Annotated in this window: 15 protein-coding genes and 1 riboswitch; of the genes, 7 read left to right on the plus strand and 8 right to left on the minus strand. The window is 72.6% G+C overall.

What is annotated here, in order from left to right; all coding sequences use genetic code 11:
- The 4 genes from FRAQA3DRAFT_RS36440 to FRAQA3DRAFT_RS30815 all read right to left on the minus strand — a co-directional run.
- Nucleotides 1–349 (minus strand): PASTA domain-containing protein (locus tag FRAQA3DRAFT_RS36440; protein WP_198286996.1); only part of this gene is annotated, 349 nt, incomplete at its 3' end.
- Between the two features lie 135 nt (nt 350–484).
- Nucleotides 485–1657: a S8 family peptidase gene (locus tag FRAQA3DRAFT_RS30805; RefSeq protein ID WP_009742971.1), complete on the minus strand. Its 1173-nt coding sequence runs from the start codon at nt 1655–1657 to the stop codon at nt 485–487.
- Between the two features lie 67 nt (nt 1658–1724).
- Complete coding sequence (locus FRAQA3DRAFT_RS30810; RefSeq protein ID WP_009742972.1) at nt 1725–2696, minus strand: hypothetical protein; 972 nt, start codon at nt 2694–2696, stop codon at nt 1725–1727.
- 141 nt (nt 2697–2837) lie between these two features.
- The gene (locus tag FRAQA3DRAFT_RS30815; RefSeq protein ID WP_009742973.1) at nt 2838–3374 is read right to left on the minus strand and encodes a peptidase inhibitor family I36 protein; all 537 of its coding nucleotides are present in this window, start codon (nt 3372–3374) and stop codon (nt 2838–2840) included.
- A 977-nt stretch (nt 3375–4351) separates the two neighbouring features.
- Between FRAQA3DRAFT_RS30815 and FRAQA3DRAFT_RS31975 the strand changes: the two genes are divergently transcribed.
- Nucleotides 4352–4675, plus strand: a complete 324-nt coding sequence (locus tag FRAQA3DRAFT_RS31975) for a hypothetical protein (protein WP_157467795.1) — start codon at nt 4352–4354, stop codon at nt 4673–4675.
- Between the two features lie 2 nt (nt 4676–4677).
- Here FRAQA3DRAFT_RS31975 and FRAQA3DRAFT_RS35600 read toward each other — a convergent pair whose 3' ends face one another.
- Together FRAQA3DRAFT_RS35600 and FRAQA3DRAFT_RS30825 are read right to left on the minus strand one after the other, a co-directional pair.
- The gene (locus tag FRAQA3DRAFT_RS35600) at nt 4678–4827 is read right to left on the minus strand and encodes a hypothetical protein (RefSeq protein WP_157467797.1); all 150 of its coding nucleotides are present in this window, start codon (nt 4825–4827) and stop codon (nt 4678–4680) included.
- 175 nt (nt 4828–5002) lie between these two features.
- Nucleotides 5003–5692, minus strand: coding sequence for a TetR/AcrR family transcriptional regulator (locus FRAQA3DRAFT_RS30825; protein WP_009742975.1), 690 nt, complete (start codon nt 5690–5692; stop codon nt 5003–5005).
- A gap of 168 nt (nt 5693–5860) precedes the next feature.
- Nucleotides 5861–5942: riboswitch (cobalamin riboswitch) on the plus strand.
- 53 nt (nt 5943–5995) lie between these two features.
- Here FRAQA3DRAFT_RS30825 and FRAQA3DRAFT_RS30830 point away from each other — a divergent pair.
- The 4 genes from FRAQA3DRAFT_RS30830 to prpB all read left to right on the plus strand — a co-directional run bounded on the left by FRAQA3DRAFT_RS30830 (nt 5996) and on the right by prpB (nt 9620).
- Nucleotides 5996–6208 (plus strand): CbtB-domain containing protein, encoded by a 213-nt coding sequence (locus FRAQA3DRAFT_RS30830; protein ID WP_009742976.1) that lies wholly within the window; start codon nt 5996–5998, stop codon nt 6206–6208.
- Between the two features lie 14 nt (nt 6209–6222).
- Entirely contained in the window at nt 6223–7119 is an 897-nt protein-coding gene (locus tag FRAQA3DRAFT_RS30835) for a CbtA family protein (protein WP_009742977.1), read from the plus strand.
- A 78-nt stretch (nt 7120–7197) separates the two neighbouring features.
- Nucleotides 7198–8706 carry an MmgE/PrpD family protein gene (locus FRAQA3DRAFT_RS30840; protein WP_009742978.1) on the plus strand — a complete coding sequence of 503 codons (1509 nt, stop codon included), beginning with the start codon at nt 7198–7200 and terminating at the stop codon, nt 8704–8706.
- Nucleotides 8706–9620 carry a methylisocitrate lyase gene (prpB, locus tag FRAQA3DRAFT_RS30845; protein WP_009742979.1) on the plus strand — a complete coding sequence of 305 codons (915 nt, stop codon included), beginning with the start codon at nt 8706–8708 and terminating at the stop codon, nt 9618–9620. Before FRAQA3DRAFT_RS30840 ends, prpB begins: the two co-directional genes overlap by 1 nt.
- 51 nt (nt 9621–9671) lie before the next feature.
- On the opposite strand, the gene FRAQA3DRAFT_RS30850 is transcribed toward prpB, so the two are convergent.
- Nucleotides 9672–10385, minus strand: coding sequence for a VIT family protein (locus tag FRAQA3DRAFT_RS30850; RefSeq protein ID WP_009742980.1), 714 nt, complete (start codon nt 10383–10385; stop codon nt 9672–9674).
- Between the two features lie 131 nt (nt 10386–10516).
- The gene (locus tag FRAQA3DRAFT_RS30855) at nt 10517–10984 is read right to left on the minus strand and encodes a hypothetical protein (protein ID WP_009742981.1); all 468 of its coding nucleotides are present in this window, start codon (nt 10982–10984) and stop codon (nt 10517–10519) included.
- A gap of 607 nt (nt 10985–11591) precedes the next feature.
- Between FRAQA3DRAFT_RS30855 and FRAQA3DRAFT_RS30860 the strand changes: the two genes are divergently transcribed.
- Both FRAQA3DRAFT_RS30860 and FRAQA3DRAFT_RS30865 read left to right on the plus strand, forming a co-directional pair.
- Complete coding sequence (locus tag FRAQA3DRAFT_RS30860; RefSeq protein WP_232291831.1) at nt 11592–12170, plus strand: hypothetical protein; 579 nt, start codon at nt 11592–11594, stop codon at nt 12168–12170.
- A 126-nt stretch (nt 12171–12296) separates the two neighbouring features.
- Nucleotides 12297–18839 carry a TIR domain-containing protein gene (locus tag FRAQA3DRAFT_RS30865; RefSeq protein ID WP_009742983.1) on the plus strand — a complete coding sequence of 2181 codons (6543 nt, stop codon included), beginning with the start codon at nt 12297–12299 and terminating at the stop codon, nt 18837–18839.
- Nucleotides 18840–18863 lie beyond the last annotated feature (24 nt).

Consider the following 18863-nt stretch of genomic DNA (forward strand, 5'->3'; position numbering starts at 1 on the left):
CGGGCGTCGTCGCGGCGGGCGTGGTCGCGCCAGGCGTGGCGGCTGCCTCGCCGGCCTTCGCCACGCGGAGGCTCACGGTGGTCCGTTTCGCGACCCGGGTGCCCGCGGCGGGATCCTGCTGGACGACCTGCCAGTTGCCGTCGACGAGCTGCATGCGCTTGCGCCCGGTGGCGTCGACGGACGTCGCGTCGAGATCGGGCGCCAGGCGGGCCTTCGCGTCGGGGAGGGCCAGGCCGACGACGTTCGGGACGTCGACCTGGCCCTGAACCGGATTCGCGGCGCCGACGGCCGTGCCGCTCGACGGGCCGCAGCCGCTCACCAGCCCGGTGGCGAGCAGAATGCCGCCCATTCCGATCATCAGGTGACGGCTTAATTGGCCACGACAAAACATGATCTGTATACCCCCGTGTTGTGGACCTCGCAGCCTACAAGGGGGTGAAAAGGCCCGGCCGCCCTACCGGCCGGGGCCATGCCGGCCGCCGGGTCAGAAGGTCGCGCCGCGGGAGTAGAGCAGGGTGTTCGGGGAACCGTCGCCGACGTTGGTCAGTACGCCGGGGGTGGCGGCGTTCACGATGGCGTCGCGGACCCGGTCGGGGCCGGCGCCCGGGTGCTTCTGCAGGAAGAGGGCGGCGACTCCGGTGGCGTGCGGGGCCGCCATGGATGTGCCGCTGATGGTGTTGGTGGCGGAGTCGGACGTGTTCCAGTCGGACGTGACGGCGGTGCCGGGGGCGAACAGGTCCACGCACGTGCCGAAGTTGGAGTACGAGATGTCCCGGCTGTCGGCGGTGGTCGTCGCGCCCACGGTGATGGCGCGGGGAAGCCTGGCGGGGGAGAAGTCGCATGCGTCGCTGCCGCCGTTGCCGGCGGCGACGGAGTAGGTCAGGCCGGCGTTGATGGATTGGCGTACCGCCTGGTCGAGAGCCCGGGATGCGTTGCTCTCCAGGCTCATGTTCACCACGGCGGGGCTGGCGTGATTGGCGGTGATCCAGTCGACGCCGGCGATGACGCCGCTCACCGTGCCGAAACCGTTGCAGTCCAGGACCCGAACCCCAACCAGGAGGACCGATTTGGCGACGCCGTACGTCGATCCGCCGACGGTCCCGGCGACGTGCGTGCCGTGACCGTTGCAGTCGTCGGTGCCGTTGCCGTCGCTGATGGACGAGAAACCGCCCGAGGCCCGGCCGCCGAAATCCTGGTGGCTGGTCCGGATGCCGGTGTCGACGATGTACGCGGTGACGCGGGCGCCGGTCGACTCGTAGGTGTACTTGTGGTCCAGCGGGCGGTCACGCTGGTCGATGCGGTCCAGTCCCCAGTCGGGTCGCCGCTGCGTGGCGTTGGCCCGGACCACCTGGTCGGCCTCGACGTAGGCGACGTCGGGGTCGGAGCGCACGGCGTCGAGCTGCGTGGCGTCGAGCCGCGCCACGTATCCGTTCAGGGTCTGGCGGAATTCGCGGTCGACCCGCACGCCCAGCCCCCGGGCGCGGGTGACGGCGGCTGCGGGGCCACTCGCCGGAGCCGAGGATTTCAGCACGACGATGTACTGGCCGGATGGGTCGGGTGGGGCTGCGAAAGCTGCGTCGATCGCGGTCAGCTGGGCGACCGTGAATGCGGTGACGAGCCCACCGGTCGCCGCGAGTCGAAAAAGGATTCTTTTCATCGCTTCTACTCCTCCGGGCCGCGCCGGATCGGCGCGCCGGTCGCGAGGCGGCACACCGGGAGGCAGTTCAGCCGAGCCCGAGGCTGCGCGCGACCTTCAGCTGGATCTGGTTGGTCTGCCGGATCCTCTCCAGTGCGTTCCGGTTGGCGGCGAGGCCGGGGCGTTGGAGCTCCGACTCGACGCTGAACCAGACGCCGACCAGATTGGTCTGTCTCTTGCAGGCGATATCAGTCGCCGCGACGGCGGTTTCCGTCGCCGACACCGGGCCCGTGCGGAACCGCGGATCGGCGGCGGCGGTCAGCGGCGACGAATAGCGCAGCCCATGCGTGCGCATGCAGGCCGACCAGGCGCGCAGGACCTCCTGCACGCGCCCGTCGCGGCCGGCCGCGAAATAGCTGGTCTGGGAGAGCCGCTGCGCCAGGTCCGGGTCCGTGCCGGCCGGCGCGCCCGCGTTCAACCGGCGTTTCGCCTCGCCGGAGCAGCCGCCGTCCGGGATGGGCCGCCCGTCGACGGTGCCTGCGTGCCGGCCGGTGAGGATGTCCAGCGTCCTGGGATCCGGTGTTGTCGCTGATCCCGCAGGCGTCGGGGGGATGCTGGTGGGTCGGGGCTTCGACACGCGGTAGCCGGCCGTCGCGGCCAGCGCGGCGTCGGTGATGCCGTACCGGCGTTCGTTCAGCGTGGCCGGCTGGTCGGAGGTGACGGGCCGTGGCCGCGGATCGGGCAGCCCGAACCGGCGCGTGCACTGGGCGAGCAGCGTCCGGTACGCCTGCGCGACCGTGGCGGACTCACGTGGGCCGAGCAGGTACCGGTCCAGGGGAAGGTGCAGCGAGGCGCCGTCGAGAAGCACCGGCGGCCTGGCTGTCGAGGCGGCGGGCGCGGGGGACCGCGTGCTCCCACAGCCGGCGACGAGGGTGGCAGCCATGGCCAGCGTCGCCAGCGTCGCCGCCGGCGCCCACCGGGCGGCGAGGTCGAGCCATTCGACGGTGGCCCGCCGGTGGGGAGCATGCTGCCGGCCGAGGCGGCCCGCCTGGTGGGGCATCGGTCTCCTGTCGGTTCACCGCCGCGGTCGGCACGGACGATCAGAGCCGGCCCTGATCGTCCGGTTGGGGACGGGACCGGCCCTGAAACGGCGCGTCGTCGGCGGGAGCGGTACAGCGGTTGGGCCAGTTGCCGAGCGGGATCAGATCCAGACGAACGACTCGACGTTGTTGATGAACGTGCTGTTGAAGTTGCCGCCGCTGCTCGGGGCGACGATGCCCCAGGTGCCGGTGCTGTTCACGCCGGTGTAGACGCGGGCGGTGAGACGCTGGTCGTAGTTCCAGGCGGATTCCGAGTTGTTTCCGACCAGGGCACCCTGCCCGAAGCCGGGCGAGCTGAAGGTGTTGTTGTTGAGGTTGTTGTCCGCGAAGAAGAAGTCCGCGTGGCTGCCCCCGTAGTTCTGGAAGTACCACAGGCAGAGGTCGCCGTCGCCGTTGCTGTAAAGGTTGCAGGCCCCGTCGAGGTGCTGCGCGCTGACGCCCCCGCCGTTGCGGCCGGACTTGGTCGAGGCGGTGCTGAGACCCGCGCTGGCCAAGGGCGCGGGCGCTCTGGTCCCCGTCCCGGTGACCGTCCCGCCGCCGGTGGCGGCGAGGGCCGGTTGCCCGACGGCGAGGATGCCGGCGACGGCCGCCCCACCAACGGTGACGGCGAGGCTCCGGCGGAAGGATGTCTTGTTCATGTCCATGCTCCTTGCATCGATGAGAAAGTGCTCGAACGCCGCTCCCGAAACGGCGCCGCGCTGACCCGACCGCCCTCCCCAGGCACGCGATATGAATGGCCCGCGCGGCACGCTCTTTGTGATCTCTCGGTGTCCCGGCGGGTCTGGTCGCGACCGAAAAAAGTTGATTCAACAAGAAGGCTGCGTCGCTGGGCTGCATTTCGGTGGAAAGCGACTGCCTGGTTAGGGAGAATGCTGGGTGCGGATTGAAAGTATGGCGTCGGGTCTGCGGTGTCCAGGATGCCGCCGTAGCGCGTGTCGAACCGGAGCCGCGGGTTGTCGGGTGGCAAATTTCTAGTCTAATCAGTAAAATTTCGGGTGCTTTTCCCGTGGGGAGAGGGCGTATCCGGGTCGTGGCCGGGGTCGGATCGGTGGCGGTGACGGATACCCGACATCGCGCCACCTGCCAGGAGTTCCGCGAGGCGGACTCGTCCCGTCCGGCTATCCCGCTTAACCAGCCAGCCGCGTCCGATCGTCAGCTCGGGAGCCGTCGACGCCCCCCGTCCGCGCCTCGGGGGCCAGCCGCCGAGCCGCCGAGCCGCCGAGCCGCCGAGCCGCCGATCCGCCGAGCCGCCGAGCCGCCAAAGCGCCAAAGCTCCGAGCCGCTCGGCGTGCTCTCGCCGGACGGATGGACATCGCCGGCACGCCCGGAGACGTCCGCGGTCGCGGCGGACCGGCGGTAGCCGTTACCGGCCGACGGGGGTCTGTCCTCGGCGTTTCTGCCGCGCCGGGCCCGCGGTACGGCGGATGAACGAGCGCCGTCCGGAACAGGACGGATGCGGGCGCCGTTCGAACGAATATTCGGCGGTTGCTTCCCTCGTCCCGCCAAAGATCGTCCTTCTTTGGCTAGAGGAATAGTTGAAAACATCCTGTCTGACTCTTTGTGTCGCTATAGTTTTCTTGCGGTCATCCCTGACAACGATGAGAACGGTGGCGACATGAGCGTGCGAGCTGGTGATCAGTTGGTCGAGGTCCGGTTGTGCGGGCGGCCGACCCGGTCCGGAAAGCCGTGCCGGATGCGGCTCTACGGCCCCGAGATCGCCTGCCGCACGCACCTCACCGAACACGAGCGCGACGTCGCCGAGGCCTACCAGCGGGGGATGGGCGACGGCCACCGCTGCGGCTGGGAAAACGGCCAGGAACTCGGAAAGCAGCAGGTCGAGCGGCTCCAGCGACGGATCCGGGAACTCGAGGGGCTACTAGGCCGCGGGACGCTGCGCCACGAGACCGGCGGCGAGCAGGTCGTCGAGGTCGACGGGTAGGCCTACCGCTGGGCGGGCCGCCCGCCGCTGCGGGTCGGTGCCCGGGTGGTGCTGCCGGAGAACTGGCCGAGCCGGCGCCGGAACGGGCCCGGGGCCTTCGAGGGGACGGTGACCGGGCTCGGCTCGGCGTTCGACGGCGAGTTTTCCGTCATTGTCGGGCGTCTTTCCGACGGGCCTGGTGATCGAGGCGGTGAGGGCCGTCCGAAACTGGCATGTGATCGATCGGCCGTGCCCGGATATCAACGTCGGGTATGCACGGCCGCTGATATCCGAAATGCCGGTGAGGACGCAGGCCGGCCGGCGAGGACGGGGCCGCGGGAGCGAGGCTCAGCCGGTGTCGGTGCCGGTGCCGGTGTCGGTGCCGGTGCCGGTGTCGGTGTCGGTGCCGGTGTCGGTGTCGGTGGCGGTGGCGCGGGTGTGCGCGGTGTCGGCGGGGCGGGGGAGCAGGGCCAGGACCTGCTCGGCGGCGTCGCGTATCACCGAAGGTGGGGCGCCGCACCTGCTTACCGCCTCCATCCCGCGCAGCACGACCAGCACCAGGCTGCCCAGCTGGGCGGGATCGTGGCCGGCGGCGAGCTCGCCGGCCCGCTGCGCCTCGCCGATGCATTCCGTCAGCATCCCGTGCGCCTCGGTGAGAACCCGGTTCACCCGCCGCGCCACCTCGGGGTCCGTGCCGGCGAGCTCGGCGGCGCTCTTGGCCATCAGGCAGCCGCGCCCCTCGGTGTCGCCGATGATGACCGCCGCCATCGCGTGGACGTGCACGGCCAGCCGCTCGTAGGGGCTGCCCGCTGCGCTCAGGTCGGCCCGGATCGCGGCGGCGGCCTCGTCGCAGTAGCTGTCCAGGGCGCGCAAAAACAGCGCGTGCTTGTCGCCGAAGGCGCCGTACAGGCTGCCCCGGCCGAGCCCCGTGGCCTCCGTCAGGTCGTCGAGCGAGGTGGCGGTGTAGCCGGTCGTCCAGAACCGGTCGCGCGCCGCGCACACGACCTGGTCCTCGTCGAATGTGCGTGGTCTTGCCATGCGATCGATGCTACCGCATAGTTTACCGTATGGTCCATAATGGGCTCCGGGGCGGGTCGGCGCCGCGCGCCCGATCGGTCCGCCTACCTGGCTGATTACGTTGTTTGTGCAGTTCGTGGCCGTTGACAGAGGCATGGCGTGAACCGCATACTCCGATCGCTTGTGTGAGGAAGCCGGTGAGAGTCCGGCGCGGTCGCGCCACTGTGACCGGTCTGCCTGTCCGTGTGGGCGGCGGTACCGGGAGTCAGACCCGAGCACAGGTGGTCCGAACAACCGGGACGCACGATCCCTGAGGGGGCTTCCATGACCACACCCGTGGCCCAGTCACGGCAGCGATCCATCTCCTTCCCGCTGACCGCCCGGCGGGCGGCGCTCGGGCTCACCGCGCTGCTGTCGCTGCTGCTGCTCTACTTCATCGGCGTCGACCAGGGCGCCACGTCGCTGTTCGGCTCGGATACCCACATCCACGAGTTCGTCCACGACGCGCGCCACTTCCTCGGGTTCCCCTGCCACTGAGCGGGGGCGGGGAGATGGAGTTCCGCTACATCTACCGCGGTCTGGGGGTCGGCCTGCTGGGCGGGCTGCTGGCGTTCGTCTTCGCCCGCATCTTCGCCGAGCCCTTCATCCAGGACGCGATCGATTACGAGGACGGTCGGCACGAGGCGCAGGAGGCGCTGGACGCCGCGGCGGGGCTCGCCGCCGGCGCCCACGACCACGGCGAGGTCTTCAGCCGCTCGGTGCAGCGAAACCTGGGCATCGGTGTGGGGATGGCGCTGTTCGGGCTGGCGATGGGTGGCCTGTTCGTCGTCGTCTACCTGATCGTCTCGCGCCGCTATCCGAACATCCGGCCGCGGGTGCTGGCCGCGCTGCTCGCCGGGGCCGGCTTCGTCGGCCTCTACCTTGTCCCGTTCGCGAAGTACCCGGCCAACCCGCCGGCGATCGGGCACGAGGAGACGATCGGCGCCCGCAGCGGCCTGTACGTGACGATGGTCGCGGTCTCGGTGGTCGCGCTGGGGCTCGCGGTCGTGGTGGGCCGGTGGCTGGCCGACCGGGTCGGCACGTGGAACGCGAGCCTGCTCGCGGCGGTCGTGTTCCTGGTGCTGGTCGGTGTCGCGATGGCCCTGTTGCCCGACTACGGGCATCTCGGGTCGAACCGGGCGGAGTTCGGCGACTTCGCCACCGAGACCCCGCAGCCGCTGGCGGCCCCGGACGGCACGATCGTCTACCCGGGCTTCCCCGCCGACGTACTGTTCCGGTTCCGGTTCTACTCGGTGGTCAGCCAGCTCGTCCTGTGGGCGACGATCGCGCTCGCGTTCGGTCAGCTCGCCGAACGCATCGCCGCCGCGCCGGCCCGCCGGCAGGCGCAGACCGCCGCGGCGACCGGCGCCGACCGGCCCGCCGTCGCCGAACCCACCGCCGCCGGCTGATCCCCGGCCCCGTCCCGGACGCCGGAGTTCCCCGGCGTCCGGGAGCGGGGAACACGACGGGGAGGATGGGGGGCGCGGATGATCGACCACGAGGTGCGGGTGCACCGCAGCGCGCAGTGGCTGAAACGGCCAGACCAGCTCGCCTGGAAGATCGCGGCGGTGGCGGGCGACCCGGTCGAGGTGCTGCCCGAGGTCGCCGAGACGGTCGTCAACCGGATCATCGACAATGCGGGGGTCGCGGCGGCGTCGCTGCGCCGCCCGCCGGTCGCCGCCGCCCGTGACCAGGCGGTGCGCCACCCGGCCCCGCCCGGTCGGGCCGGGTCGACGGTGTTCGGCCTGCCGCCGGATGTCCGGGTGTCACCGGAGTGGGCGGCCTGGGCCAACGGTGTGGCCGTGCGGGAACTGGACTTCCACGACACGTTCCTCGCCGCCGACTACTCCCATCCCGGCGACAACATCCCGCCGATCCTCGCCGCCGCGCAGCACCTCGGCCTCGGCGGCCGGGACCTCGTCAGGGGGATCGTCACCGGCTACGAGATCCAGGTCGCCCTGGTCCGCGGGATCTGCCTGCACCAGCACCGGATCGACCACATCGCGCACCTCGGTCCGTCGGCCGCCGCCGGCCTCGGGACGCTGCTCGGCCTGCCCACCGAGGTCGTCTACCAGGCCGTGCAGCAGGCCCTGCACACCACGACGACCACGCGGCAGTCCCGCAAGGGGCAGATCTCCAGCTGGAAGGCGTACGCCCCGGCGTTCGCCGGGAAGGTCGCGATCGAGGCGGTGGACCGGGCGATGCGCGGGCAGGGCGCGCCGTCACCGGCCTACGAGGGCGAGGACGGCTTCGTCGCCTGGCTGCTCGACGGGCCGGACGCCCGCTACGTGGTGTCGCTGCCGGAGCCGGGGGAGGCCAGGCGGGGCATTCTCGACACCTACACCAAGGAGTACTCCGCCGAGTACCAGAGCCAGGCGCTCATCGACCTGGCCCGCCGGCTCGGCCCGCGCCTCGGGGACCTGACGAGGATCCGCCGGATCACCATCCACACCAGTCACCACACCCACCGGGTGATCGGCTCCGGCTCGGGTGACCCGCAGAAGTACTCGCCGACGGCCAGCCGGGAGACGCTCGACCACTCGATCCCCTACATCTTCGCCGTGGCGCTGCAGGACGGCGACTGGCACCACGAGCGCTCCTACACCCCCGAGCGGGCGACCCGGCCCGACACCGTCGAGCTGTGGCAGAAGATCGTCACCGTCGAGGACGTCGAGTGGACGCGCCGCTACCACTCGGCCGACCCGACCGAGAAGGCGTTCGGCGGTCGGGTCGTCGTCGAGGTCGACGACGGCGACACCGTCACCGACGAGATCGCCCTCGCCGACGCCCACCCGCTCGGCGCCCGGCCGTTCGCCCGGCCCGACTACATCGCGAAGTTCCGCCGGCTGGCCGAGGGCGTGGTGTCCACCGAGGAGCAGGACCGCTTCCTCGACGTCGCCGTCCGGCTGCCCGAGCTCGCCGCCGACGAGCTCGGCGGGCTCACCCTGGTGCCCGAGTGGCCGCTGACCACCGACGAGACGGCGGGGCTGTTCTGATGCTGCACGCCCGTACCCCCGCCCACGCCCGGCGGGCCGCGCTGCGTTCCGCGCTGGCCTCGGGCCGGCTGTTGCGCTTCCCGGGGGCGTTCAACCCGCTGTCCGCCGTCCTCATCACCGAGCTGGGCTTCGACGGGGTGTACGTCTCCGGCGCGGTGCTGTCCGCGGACCTGGCCCTGCCCGACATCGGCCTGACGACGCTGACCGAGGTCGCCGGCCGGGCCGGGCAGATCGCCCGGGTCACCGACCTGCCGACGCTCGTCGACGCCGACACCGGCTTCGGCGAGCCGATGAACGCCGCCCGCAGCGTCCAGATCCTCGAGGACGCCGGACTCGCCGGCTGCCACCTGGAGGACCAGGTCAACCCGAAGCGCTGCGGCCACCTCGACGGCAAGTCCGTCGTCGACACCGACGAGATGGTCCGCCGGATCCGGGCCGCCGTCGTCGCCCGCCGGGACGACAACTTCGTCCTGTGCGCCCGCACCGACGCCCGCGGCGTCGAGGGGCTCGACGCCGCGCTCGAGCGGGCCCGCGCCTACGTCGACGCCGGCGCCGACATGATCTTCCCCGAGGGGTTGGCGGACGCCGCCGAGTTCGCCGCCGTCCGCCGGGCCGTCGACGTGCCGATCCTCGCCAACATGACCGAGTTCGGCAAGAGCGAGCTGCTCACCGTCGCCACGCTGGAGTCGGTCGGGGTCAACGTCGTCATCTACCCGGTGACGCTGCTGCGCCTCGCCATGGGCGCCGTCGAGGACGGCCTGCGCCGCCTCGCCGCGGACGGCACCCAGGCCGGGCTCGTCGACCGGATGCAGCACCGGTCCCGGCTCTACGAACTGCTCGACTACGCCGCCTACAACACCTTCGACGACAGCGTCTTCACCTTCCGCAGCCCGGGATCGCCCGACGGCGGATGACCCTGGCCGGGGGGAGGGGCGCGGCGTGGCCGGCGCGGGCAGAGCCCGCCCTCAGGCGCCGGCGACGTCCGCCAGGAGGCCGACCAGGCCGGTCACGGCCATCGCCGCGCAGCCACCCAGCACGACCCGCAGCGTGGGGCGCAGCAGCGAGGTGCCCGCGGCGCGCGCCGCCAGCGCTCCCGCGACCGCCAGGCCCAGCACGGTCACCGCGACGATGAGCACGAGCCGGGCGGTGCCCGCGGGCGCCGCCATCCCGATGAACGGCACCAGCGCGCCGAGGGTGAAGCTGCCCGCCGACGCCGCCGCCGCCTGCGCGGGTCGGGCCTCGTTGGTCTCGTTGTGGCCGAGCTCGTCGCGCATGTGGGCGCCGAGGGCGTCGCGCTCGGTCAGCGCCTCGGCGACCTTCTCGGCCAGGTCGCGCGGCAGGCCGCGGCGCTCGTAGATGCCGACCAGCTCCGCGAACTCCGCCGCCGGGGTCGCCGCGAGCTCCGCCCGCTCCTGGGCGAGGTCGGCGCGTTCGACGTCGGCCTGGGCGCTGACCGACACGAACTCGCCGGCCGCCATGGACAGCGCCCCTGCCGTCAGCCCGGCGAGGCCCGCGGTCAGGATCGCGCCGCTCGACGCGCCGCTCGCCGCCACGCCGACGACGAGGCTGGAGGTGGACACCAGCCCGTCGTTCGCGCCGAGGACGGCCGCCCGCAGCCAGCCGGCCCGCTGCGCGCCGTGCCGCTCCCGGTGCCGGGTCGTCGTGCTCGCTGCCGCCATGCCGAGCATTCCAGCACGGCCAAACCGGGCTGGACGAGCGCGAATGCCCTTCCTCACTGTGACAATCGCCCCGCTGGGCGGGGTCGGTCCGGCTCTGCCCACGTCGCCGCTCAGCGCGGTCGGCCCGCGCCTCAGCTCGCCGGCCGGCGGTCGAGCCAGGTCACGTACTGGCGCAGCCCCATGACCTCCCACAGCGTGTGGCGGCTCCAGCCGCCGCCGTCGTGCAACCGGGCGTGGTGGGCGACCATCCGCAGCCCCTGCCCGCCGGCCGACTCGGGCCGTAGGGCGGCACCGAGGGTCACCACCGGCGAGTCCCAGCCGACCGCCGACCGTTCGATCCGCAGTTGGCGGCCGATGAGGAACGCCAGCCGGGTCCGCGCCGGCGGCTGCTGGCGCGGGTGCACGGTGACGGATCCGACGTGCGGCCAGGTGGCGACGTCCACCGCGGCCCGCAGCAGCGCGCCCGGTTCCACCGGCACGAAGTCGACCTCGATGCACTCCTCGCCGACCGGGCCGGCGAGAACGAGGCCGTCGGTGTCCGGCAGCACCAGGGCCGGCAGGTCGGCGCCCTCGATCTCCCATTCCGTGCCGGCGGTCATGCCGGCCGGCCGCGACTGTGGGAGTGGTCGTGTCGACGGGTCACCTCCAGCATTCTGCCGATCGGTCGCCGTCCCATTCGTCACCTTTCGTAAAGTGCGTATCGAGCATGGCAAACGTCGGACGGCCGTCCCAAGGGGGAAAACCCGGTGGGTGGCTTCTCCCGGCCGAGATGATCCGTTTCTCGTTCCGCTCGGCCGGCCCCGGCGGGTCGGCGCCCGAGTGGCGGATCGGCTGGCCTCTCGGCTGTTCCGGGCCCCCCGACCGCACGGAAGACGCCCCACCCGATATCACTCGCTGTCACCGCCAGGCCGATTCCGGCCCGAGCGCACCGGGCTCGCCGGGCTCGCCGCCACGGATCGATTCCGCTGCCCCGGCCGGGCCCGGCGGCGCCGGAACACCGGCCGGAATCGGCCCGGTGCACACCGATCCGGCCGATGCTGACATCGTCGGTCCCGCAGGGTGAACAATAGATACGACACCGTTTCGCGCTGAGGATGCCGGGGTGATATCGCCGTGTCCCGTCACGACCCGAAGCAGTCTGGCCCGAATCGGTCTGGTGCGGCCCCGGCCCCCGTCGGCCCCAGCAACCCGTACGAGCAGAGCTGGGTGGCCGGCGCCGACCTGGGCAACGCGCTCGCCGCCGGGTGGCGGCCCCGGCCGCAACCCACCGCCATCGCGCTGGCACCCGGCGAGGTCGTGCTGGCGCAGGGGGCCGTCCGCCGCTGGCAGTACATCGGCCAGGACGTCACGTACAACCAGGGTTTCTTCGTCGCGTTCGGCAGCCCGTTGCTGGTGGGGGCGTCCCTGCTCGGCAGCGTCCTGTACAACGGCAGCCAGCGCCGCCGGGCCGAGGCGGCCGCGGCGGTCCAGTGGCGCCCCACCGCCACCGGCCAGCTCTTCCTGACCAATCACCGGATCGCGCTGGGTCTGTCCTCCGGCTGGCTCGACATCGCCTACCCGTACCTGCGCGCCTCCTCCGTGGACGGGATCGGCATGATCGTCATGGTGGACGGCCAGCCCCCGGTCCGGCTGGAGGTATGGCCCCCGCACTGGTTCTTCGTCCTGATGCGGTTCCTGGCCTACGGCGAGACGGTTCAGGTCGACGTCCCGCCGCACCTGCGCTCCCCGGCTCCCCTCGACGCCGGGCCCGGCGGGGCACCCAACAGCGGGGCTCCCGGCGCCTGAGGCGGCGTCGCGCCGTTCCTCCCCGCCCCCTGAACGTCTCCCCGCCACTGCGAAGAGGCGGCTTCGTCAAGGCTGAGCGGTGTGCGTCGGGCGACCGATCTGATGCCTTGTGTAACAATTTGTGGGATGGGTATCGGGGGATGGGACCGGCCGCACACCGACGGCCGGTGGGATTTCTTCATTTCCTACACCGCGCGGGACCGGGACTGGGCGGAGTGGATCGCCTGGCAGCTCGAGGCCGCGGACTTCCGGGTGCTCGTGCAGGCCTGGGACATGGTGGCGGGTTCCAACTGGTCCGCCGCCATGCAGGACGGCATCCGGTACAGCACCCGCACGCTGGCGGTCCTCTCCGCCGCCTACCTGGATTCGGTCTACGGCGAGCAGGAGTGGCAGGCCGCGTTCGTCGCCGATCCGCACGGCGCGGCCCGCCGCCTGCTCCCGGTGCGGATCGAGGACTGCCCGCGCCCCGGTGTGCTCGGCTCCAGGGTTTCCGTCGACCTGTTCGGCCTGGCGGCGCACGGCGCCCGCGACGCCCTCCTCAACGCCGTCCAGGCCGCGATCTCCGGCCGGGCGAAGCCTCCCGCCGAGCCGCATTTCCCCGGCGGCGGACCCATCCCGCCGAAAGCCCCGGGCGCCCGCCGTGCGCCGTTCTTTCCCGGCTTCCCGGACGGCGCCTCGACCGCCTCGACCGCCTCGACCGCACGGTCGGGGGCGGCGGCGCCGACGAGGTCGGAGCCCGCGACGGCGGGGGAGTGCCGCGCACTGCTCATCGGCGTGCCCGGTTACGACGGGGAGGGCCTGCCCGCGGCGCCGTGGCTCGCGCCGCTCGTGGACGCCACGGCCGAGGCGCTGGAGCGGGTCGGTTATCGGGCGGACGTCCACGACCGGTCGCGGCTCGGCGCGAGTGCGATCAAGTCGGCGATCCACGCCTTCCTGCGCGACGCGGCGCCCGACGACACGCTGCTGCTGGTCCTGGCCGGCCACGGGGTCCACCACGACGGCCGCGACTTCCTCGTCCCCGCCGACGCCGATCTCGATTACCAGCCGTTCTGGGATCTGTGCGTGCCCCTCGACTGGTCCGCGACGATCTCCCGCAGTGCCGCCGGCCGGGTGCTGGTGCTCGTCGATGCCGCCGACGACTTCGCCGCCGACGACTTCGCCGCCGACGACTTCGCCGCCGACGACTTCGCCGCCGACGACTTCGCCGCCGACGACTTCGCCGACGACGAGGTGCGGGCGGCCGCGACCGGTGACGGCTGGGCCGCGGGGCGCCTCGCCACCGCTGCGGGCACCGACGTCGCCTACCTGATCCGGGAGTCGCCGCACCCGGGCGGCGGATCGCCGTTGCTGCGGGCCCTGCTGGACGTCCTGGCCACCCCCTCGGTCCCGGCCGACGTGCAGACGCTCGAGGAGACGCTGCGCCACCGCCTGGCCGCCGCCGGTCCGGGCGCTTCCGGGACCGGACCGGCGCCCTGCACGCTGCGGTCGGTCCTGCACTGCGACCCGCGCGCGTTTCGCCCCTTCCCGGCCGCGGCCTCCCCGGGCTCCCCGGCGTCCCCGGAGCATCCCTGGCGACGTGCCGCCGACCGGCACGTCGCGTGGACGCTCATGGCGAACAGTCCGGCCGCCGAGGAGCTGCGGACGGCGACCGTCGATCTCGTCGGCCGCCTCGGCGCCGCGCGTGACCACGCCGCCGCCGGACTGCAGGCCGATCCCTGGCTCGACCAGATGCTCGCGCTCCGGCTGATGAAGCGGATCGAGTTCCTGGTCCGTCGGCTGCCCGCCGACCCGCCGCCGCTCTCACCGGCCGAGGCCGCCCTGCTGATCGTGGTGCCGTTCCTGCACGAAACCCTGTGGACGACCCTGGTCGCACGGGCGTCGATCGCCCATCCCGGCGGACCCGGGTCGGGTGATCGGCTGGCCGGTGGGGACGAGGCCGACCAGACGGAGTTCGAGAACTTCACCAGGTTGCACCCGCGGCTGCTGCGGCGCATCGACCGGACCCGCCGCACCGGCGACACCGGCGCCGCAGAGGCCATCGGGTGGTGGCTCGCGCACCGCTGGGTGGCCCGGCGGCCGGCGTCCTACACGGGGCCGGCGCTCGCCGGCCTGCTCGTCGGGCTCGACCCCGACACACCCGCCGGCGAGGTGTTCACCGCCTCGCGGGCGAGCGCGCTGCTCACCGCGGTGCGCGCCGATCCCGCCCATCTGAACCGACCCGGCCAGCCCGCGGCGCTGCGCGATCTGGTGACGGTGGCACCCGCGACCGGGGACGAGATGACCCTGCGGGAACGCCTCGTCGGCTACCTGGTGACCGTGGGCCAGCGGATGGCCCTCGAACCCGCCGCGCTGCCGGACGTCATCGTCGAACACCTCGGCGTGGGTGACCCGGTCGATCTCGGCCTGCTGGGCGAGACCATCCGCGGGGCGCAGTGGCAGCACCGGGGCCGCTCGGGCCGGGCCCTGTCCGCCCGCTGCCAGCACCAGGCCGTCCAGGTCGCCCTGGAACGCCACACCGCCGAGCTCGACAGCCTGCTCGCCGAGGCGCACCGCGCCGCTGGGGAGATCCCGGCGCTGGCCTATCTGCCCACCCACGCGACCGCCGAGGCGGTGCGGGCCGTCGAGGTCGACGGGCGGCCCGTCTACAGCTCGGCGGGCGCGCAGTTCCGGCTGGCCGAGGACAAGGTCCAGGAGCTGCTCATGGGCGAGCAGCTCTACACCGACCGAGGGCTGGCGATTCGCGAGCTCTACCAGAACGCCCTCGACGCCTGCCGCTACCGGCGCGCCCGCGAGCAGTACCTGGCCCGCACCGCCGGACGGGCGACCGCGTGGACCGGGCGGATCACCTTCGCCCAGGGGTTCGAGCCGGATGGCGGCGCCTACCTCGAATGCCGCGACAACGGCATCGGCATGGGGCTGCGTGAGCTCACCGACGTCTTCGCCGAGGCCGGCACCCGTTCGGTGGACCTGCCCGAGGTCGTCGAGGAGATGGTCGCCTGGAAGTCCTGCGACCCGCCGATCGAGTTCCACCCCAACAGCCGCTTCGGCGTCGGCGTGCTGTCCTACTTCATGATCGCCGATGAGATCACGATCGAGACCTGCCGGCTCGGCCCGGACGGCCAGCCGGGCGACCGCCTGCGGGTCACGATCGCCGGGCCGGGAAATCTCTTCCGGGTCCAGAATCTCGGCTCCGGCAGCGCCGCGGGTACCAGCGTGCGGCTGCACCTGAGCCGCGAGGCGGGCAAGGCGGCGGTGAGCTGCGTCGACATGCTTCGTCGCATCCTGTGGGTCGCCGAGTTCGAGACGGAGGCCAGCGAGGGCCTCGCCCGCGCGCACTGGTCCCCGGGCGAGCTTGCCGACTCCGCCCCCGTAGGTGACGACGACCCGCTGGCCGGCGCCCAGATCCGCCGCTGGACGGCGCCGGTCGTCCCGGCAGGTGACGGCATCTGGTGGGCCAACGGCCCAGGCGCCGTCCTCGCCGACGGCCTGTGGGTGGGCCGGGTGGTGTTCGGCCTCGTCGTGAACCTCACCGGCGAGCTCACGCCGGAGCTCTCGGTCGACCGCAACGAGATCCGGGAGCTCGTCAACGAGGCGGCGATCGACGACTGGATCACGACCGCGGTGCCGACCCTGCTGGCCGCGGGCGCCTTCGACATCACCCAGGAGTGGCTGTCCGCTCTGGCTCGCGACCTGCCACTGGTCGCGGACGCCGTCCTGCGGGCGCTGCTCGCGATCCCGGGCAGGACGTGGCCGGCGGTCGGTGGGGCGGTGGTCCCCGTCGAGCGGGTGGGGTGCTTCCCCCTCGACGGCGAGCTTCTGCCGCCCGCGGCGCACGCCCGTGTCAGCTCCGGGTTCGGCTACTGGTCGATACCCGATTCGATCATCTTCCGCCGGCTTGCGGCCTGGTCCGCCGCGGGTGGCGCGTTCGCGCCCGATTCCCCGTCCCTGCCGAGCGACTTCGTGTTGGCCGGCTGGTGGAGCGGCCGCTTCCTCGCCACCGACCCGGAGGTCCGAACCACCCTGATCCTGTTCCTCGCGGGTCTCCTTCGGCGTCCGACCGCGGAGATCGTCAAGCGCCTACGAGGGCTGGGCCTTCTTCCGATCGCGGGACGGTCCGTGACGGTGCCGGAGGTTACGCGGGCGGATCTTCTCCTGGTCACCGTCGATCTGGATGGTCGGTATCCGCCTTACTGGAGCGCGGTGCCGCTTGGCCACGCCATGCTGGCCGCCCAGCGCCTCGGACTCGACCTCGCGGAGTCCATCCGGCGATTCCGCGTTCTCGGCGTGGAGACCTTCCCATCCGGCAGGTCCGTGCCGGCGATGCACCCCTTCGATCTCGTGCTGCTGAGCAGAGGCCTGACCGGTCGAGCGCCGTGGTTGGGCACCGGGCGGGTCCGGCTGTCCCACGTGCTGCGCGCCGCCCTGCACACCGACCAGCCCGCGCCCGCCATTCGCGATCGGCTCAGAACGCTCGGCTACCGAGCGCCAGCGCTCTCGCCCGAGGCCGCCAGGTCGTCCGGGATCGAGGCTGCGCAGATCTTCAACCTCGACGAGAACGGCAGTCTCGATCAGCGACCGGTGCCGGCCGGATTCGTGCTCATGGCGGCGGTGCGGACGGCGGCGCGGCCGTCGGAGGTCGCGCACCTGCTCGCTGAGCTTGGGTTTCCGGTCGCCCTGAGCGGGAGCCGGCTCGGTCACCTCGGCGAGCAGGAGCCCGAGATCTTCCGGGGGGACGCGGGCGGGACCTTCGTACAGGTGGGGGTGCCCGTTTCCCGGCTGGCCGTGTGGCGAACCGCGCAGGAGACGTCCCGGCCGGCCCACGAGGTCGCCTCGCTGCTGCGCAAGTGTGGCTTCGCCGTGGCGGACATCGACGGCCGCGCTGACGCCGACGTCCGGGCGGTCACCGGTACGGACGACGGGTGGTTGCGGCGCCTCGTCGACCGGCGCCCGCTCGGGCCCGTCCACGTGCTCGCCCTCGCCGCTTCGCTGAACCGGACGCCGGCGGACACGGCGCGCCTCCTGGACGGCCTTGGCATCGGTGTGCCCGAGCTGACCGATGTCGTCCTGACGATGGAGGACGCGATCCTGTTCAGCCGCAGCCTCGACAGCGCGCAGATGTCGCTGCAGCCGCGCCAGGACGAGCTCTTTCCGATCGCCCACCTGCTCGCGGCCGCGAACCGACTGCGGCGGGACCCCGAGGAGCTCGCCGCTCGCGTCCGGCATCTCGGCGTCGCGGTCGCCGATCCGATGGGATGGGACGCCTCTCCTATCGACATCGAGGATGCCGTCTTGCTCGCCCGCGATGTCACGCTCGATGGGCCGTGGTTGCCGGACGGTCCCGTCCCCACGGCCCACCTGCTCATGGCCGCGGCCCTCACCGGCCGATCCCCGGCTGACGTTGCGCGCCGGCTTGGCTCCCTCGGCTTCGTGACCGAGCCGATACCCCACGTCGCGCCCGCGGGCGAGGACACCCGGCTCCTGGTGGATCTGCTCGATCTCGCCGATCCGTTGACCGCAGAGCCAGTCTGGAGCGCTCCCAGTCGAGCGGCACTGCTCGCTGCCGCGTGCATGACCCGCCGCAAGCCACGTGATCTGGCGCGGTGGCTGGTCGAACTCGGGCTTCCTGCATACGGAACCGGACCTTTCAACGAGGACTGGAACCGGGACCTCGATGTAGTCGTGGACAGTGATGATCTCGACCTGCTGAGCCTGGAGATCGATGCGCAGGGGCCCTGGCTCACCGACGGACCCGTGCCCTACGGCCACCTGCTGGCCGTCGCCGGGCACACCGGCCGCAGGCCAAGGGATCTCGCTGCCCGCCTGCGGGAGCTGGGACTGCGTGGGGTGCCCGGGTTCCCCGACGTTCCCGACGTGGATGCCGTGGACATCATCCTTCTTGCCCGGGAGCTGACCGGGGAGCCGCCCTGGCTGCCGGGCAGGCACGTGCTGTCGCGGGCGCATCTGCTCCACGCGGCCTGCGTGCTCGGGTGCGACGTGGCCGAGGTCCGCGAGCGGTACGTCCGGCTCGGCTTCGGTGTGCCGGACGGGTTGCGGGAGATCGACCGCGACGAGCGGGCCGCGGTGACGGTCGCCTTCTTCCGGACCGACGCGGCCGGGCCGACGGTCGACCCGATCTCGGCCGCGCAGGTTCTCGGCGTCGCGGAGTTCACCCGCCGGTCGCCCGGCGAGGTGATGGCACTGTTCACCGGCCTCGGTCTCGATCTTGACGTCGGTCCAGCCCCTTCGGGGAAATCCGGGCGGCGGTCGGCAGGCGGGCCGCAGCCGACCGCGCGGGACGCGATCCTGCTCAGCGCGCTGCTCGACGGTCGCGGGCCATGGCTCGGCCGCGGTCCGGTCCCGCTGGCGCATGTGATCGCCGCAGCCGGCTACCTACGGTGGACACCGGCGCGGGTGCTCGGCCGGCTGGCCGCGCTCGGGTACGCCGGCCCGTCGCTGGCGACGTCGGCGCGTGACGCCTTCGTCGACGGCGCCGATGCCCTGATCGTCGCCATGCTCCGGGACTCCCGGGGACGCTACGTCGACAGACCGTTCTCCCGAGCCGAGATCCTCATCGCGTCCTACCGCCTGCGCTGGACGCCGCGGCACATCGTCGACCGGCTGGGCGCCCTCGGGTTCGCGGTGCCCGACCGGAACAGCTTCGACCGCTGACGACTCCGACCGGCACCTCCCACG

Source organism: Frankia sp. QA3 (assembly GCF_000262465.1).
Classification (GTDB): domain Bacteria; phylum Actinomycetota; class Actinomycetes; order Frankiales; family Frankiaceae; genus Frankia.